This is a genomic window from Stenotrophomonas sp. UBA7606 (genome assembly GCF_002477705.1).
Classification (GTDB): domain Bacteria; phylum Pseudomonadota; class Gammaproteobacteria; order Xanthomonadales; family Xanthomonadaceae; genus Stenotrophomonas.
In genome coordinates, this window is sequence record NZ_DLJW01000101.1 from 1 (window position 1) to 3,034 (window position 3,034).

3 protein-coding genes are annotated in these 3,034 nt (G+C 66.3%); 1 reads left to right on the forward strand and 2 read right to left on the reverse strand.

Annotation, left to right across the window (positions count from 1 at the left end; genetic code table 11):
- Both B2527_RS12370 and prpB read right to left on the reverse strand, forming a co-directional pair.
- The coding region (locus tag B2527_RS12370; RefSeq protein ID WP_293713939.1) for a citrate/2-methylcitrate synthase at positions 1-239 on the reverse strand (239 nt) is incomplete at its 3' end.
- Between the two features lie 230 nt (positions 240-469).
- Positions 470-1,354 (reverse strand): methylisocitrate lyase, encoded by an 885-nt coding sequence (prpB, locus tag B2527_RS12375; protein ID WP_293713941.1) that lies wholly within the window; start codon positions 1,352-1,354, stop codon positions 470-472.
- A gap of 122 nt (positions 1,355-1,476) precedes the next feature.
- Here prpB and B2527_RS12380 point away from each other — a divergent pair, with 122 nt between their 5' ends.
- Positions 1,477-2,700, forward strand: coding sequence for a citrate synthase family protein (locus B2527_RS12380; protein WP_293713943.1), 1,224 nt, complete (start codon positions 1,477-1,479; stop codon positions 2,698-2,700).
- The last annotated feature ends 334 nt before the right edge of the window (positions 2,701-3,034 follow it).

Below are 3,034 nucleotides of genomic sequence, written 5' to 3' on the forward strand. Positions count from 1 at the left end.
TTCAGCTTGGCCTTGTAGGCGCGCAGCTCGGCCTTGTTCGGCAGCTTGCCGTGCACCAACAGGTGGGCGATTTCCTCGAACTCGCTGGTGTTGGCCAGGTCCAGGATGTCGTAGCCACGGTAGTGCAGGTCGTTGCCGCTGCGGCCAACGGTACACAGGGCGGTATTGCCGGCAGCGGTGCCGGACAGGGCGACGGACTTCTTCGGCTTGAACGCCGGTGCGGCGGTGGATTCAGACATGGTGTGAACCTCGATGAGATGCGGGATTTTGAAGCCCCTCTCCCACCGGGAGAGGGGTTGGGGTGAGGGTCGGACCCGCTGAAACATTCAGCAGTAGTGGCACCGACCCTCATCCGGCGCTGCGCGCCGCCTACATTCGCGCCGTCCTTGGCGCTCACCCTTCGGGCGGCTTTCGCCGTGCAGAACGGCAATCCTGCCGTTCTGTCTCCCAGAGGGAGAAGGAAGTGCAGTTACTTCTTCGCAGCAAACGTCTTGTCCAAGCTGCGCTCGAATTCGTGGTAGCCAATGCGGTCATACAGCTCCTCGCGGGTCTGCATGCTGTCCACCACATTACGCTGGTGGCCGTCACGGCGAATGGCTTCGTACACGTTCTCGGCCGCCTTGTTCGCTGCACGGAACGCCGACAGCGGGAACAGCTGCATCGCCACACCGGCCGAGGCCAGTTCATCACGGCTGAACAGCGGCGTCGCGCCGAATTCGGTGATGTTGGCCAGCAGCGGCACCTTCACCGCGTCGGCAAAGCGCTTATAGGTTTCCAGGTCGTAGGCCGCCTCGGCAAAGATGCCGTCGGCACCGGCTTCCACGCAGGCCAGGGCGCGCTCGATGGCCGCGTCCACGCCTTCCATCTGGATGGCGTCGGTGCGGGCGATCAGGAAGAAGTCCGGATCGGTCTTGGCATCGGCGGCAGCCTTCACCCGATCGACCATTTCCCCCTGCGAGACGATTTCCTTGCCCGGGCGGTGACCGCAGCGCTTGGCGCCAACCTGGTCCTCGATATGGCAGGCAGCGGCGCCGGCCTTGATCAGCGATTTCACCGTGCGCGCGATGTTGAACGCGCTGGGGCCGAAGCCGGTATCGATATCCACCATCAGCGGCAGGTCGCAGACATCGCTGATGCGACGCACGTCGATCAGCACATCTTCCATCGTGTTGATGCCCAGGTCCGGCAGGCCCAGCGAGCCGGCAGCAACACCGCCGCCGGACAGGTAGATGGCGCGGTAACCGGCGCGCTTGGCCAGCAGAGCGTGGTTGGCATTGATCGCACCCACCACCTGCAGCGGGGATTCGGCGGCCAGTGCGGCGCGGAAGGCAGCGCCGGCGGAAGAAAGACTCATGGGTTGGCTCCTGGCTTGTGGCTGGGCGGTGGCGAGCATGCCATTCCGCTGTGACGGTTAATCTGGCACCATCAGATGCATTGATCAATCTTGATTCAATAAATCAACCTATTGAATACGCCATGTCCGACGCCCTCGACCCCGAACTGATCCCCGCCAACGAAGCCTGTGCCCTGCTCGGCATCAGCGCCGCCACGTTGTATGCCTATGTCAGCCGCGGCCAGCTGAGCTCGCGGCCCGGCCCCTCCGCCCGCAGCCGGGTGTACCTGCGAGCGGAGGTGGAACGGCTGGCGCAGCGCAAACGGGCCGGCCGTGGTGCCGAGCGCGGCGCGGCGCAGAGCCTGGATCGCGGCCTGCCGGTGCTGGAAACCCGTATCTCGTTGATCCGCCCGGATGCGCCTTATTACCGTGGCCGTTCGGCCGTGGCCGCGGCGCAGGCCGGCGCCACGCTGGAGGACATCGCCCGCCTGCTGTGGGAGTGCGAGGAGCAGAATCCCTTCACCAGCACCGCCCTGCCCGCCTGGCCCGAGCGCATTGCCGGCTTGGCTCTGGACGCCAGCCTGCCGCCGGTGGAACGCACCATGGCCTGCATCCCGCTGCTGGCACTGGAGCAACGCCAGTCGCTCAATGCTGCAGCGCCGGTCCGGCGCGAAGTCGCGGCCTTGCTGCTGCGGCAGAACGCCGCCCTGCTGGTCGGCACCGCGGCGGACACACGGCCCGTGCACCGGCTGCTAGCCGATGCCTGGGTGCCGGGCGATGCGGCATTCGCCGAACTGGTGCGCGCGGCGCTGGTGCTATGTGCCGACCACGAACTGAATGTGTCCGCGTTTGCCGCGCGCGTGGTCGCCTCCACCGGCGCGCACCTGCATGCCACGGTGAGCGCTGGCCTGGCGGCGCTGTCCGGGCCACGCCATGGTGGCGCCACCGCGCGCGCGCATGCCCTGCTGGTGGATGCCGAAGCCAGTGGTGCGCCAGCGGCCTTCATTGCCGAGCGCTGGCGCCGCGGCGATGAACTGCCGGGTTTCAATCACCTGCTGTACCCCGAGGGTGATCCGCGCGGCGCGGAGGTATTGCGGCAGCTACGCGAACGCTGTGGCGATTCGCCGCGCATGCGCCATGTGGAAGCGGTGCTGGCGGCCACCGAGGAAGTCAGCGGCCAGCGGCCGAACATCGACGGCATGCTGGGGGCCATCTGCTATGTCTACGAGTTGCCGGGCGCACATGCGCTGGTGATGTTCGCTACCGCGCGGCTTACCGGCTGGCTGGCGCATGCGTTGGAACAACAGGCGCTGGGCACCTTGATACGACCGCGTGCGCGCTATACCGGCTTGGCACCGAGGGGGTGAGCGTGTGCTCCCTCCCTTTTGCGCAGCAAAGGGGAGGGTTGGGGAGGGGTAAGCTTTTGCGGCCTTTCCCGCATCACCAGCTTCGCGGCTTACGCCGCTCCCACAGCCCAACGGCGATGCGCTTGTGCTCCCTCCCTTTTGCGCAGCAAAGAGGAGGGTTGGGGAGGGGTAAGCTTTTGCGGCCTTTCCCGCATCACCAGCTTCGCGGCTTACGCCGCTCCCACATCCGAACGGCGATGCGCTTCCGCCCCCTCCCTTTTGCGCAGCAAAGGGGAGGGTTGGGGAGGGGTAAGCTTTTACGGCCTTTCCCGCATCACCAGCTTCGCGGCTTACG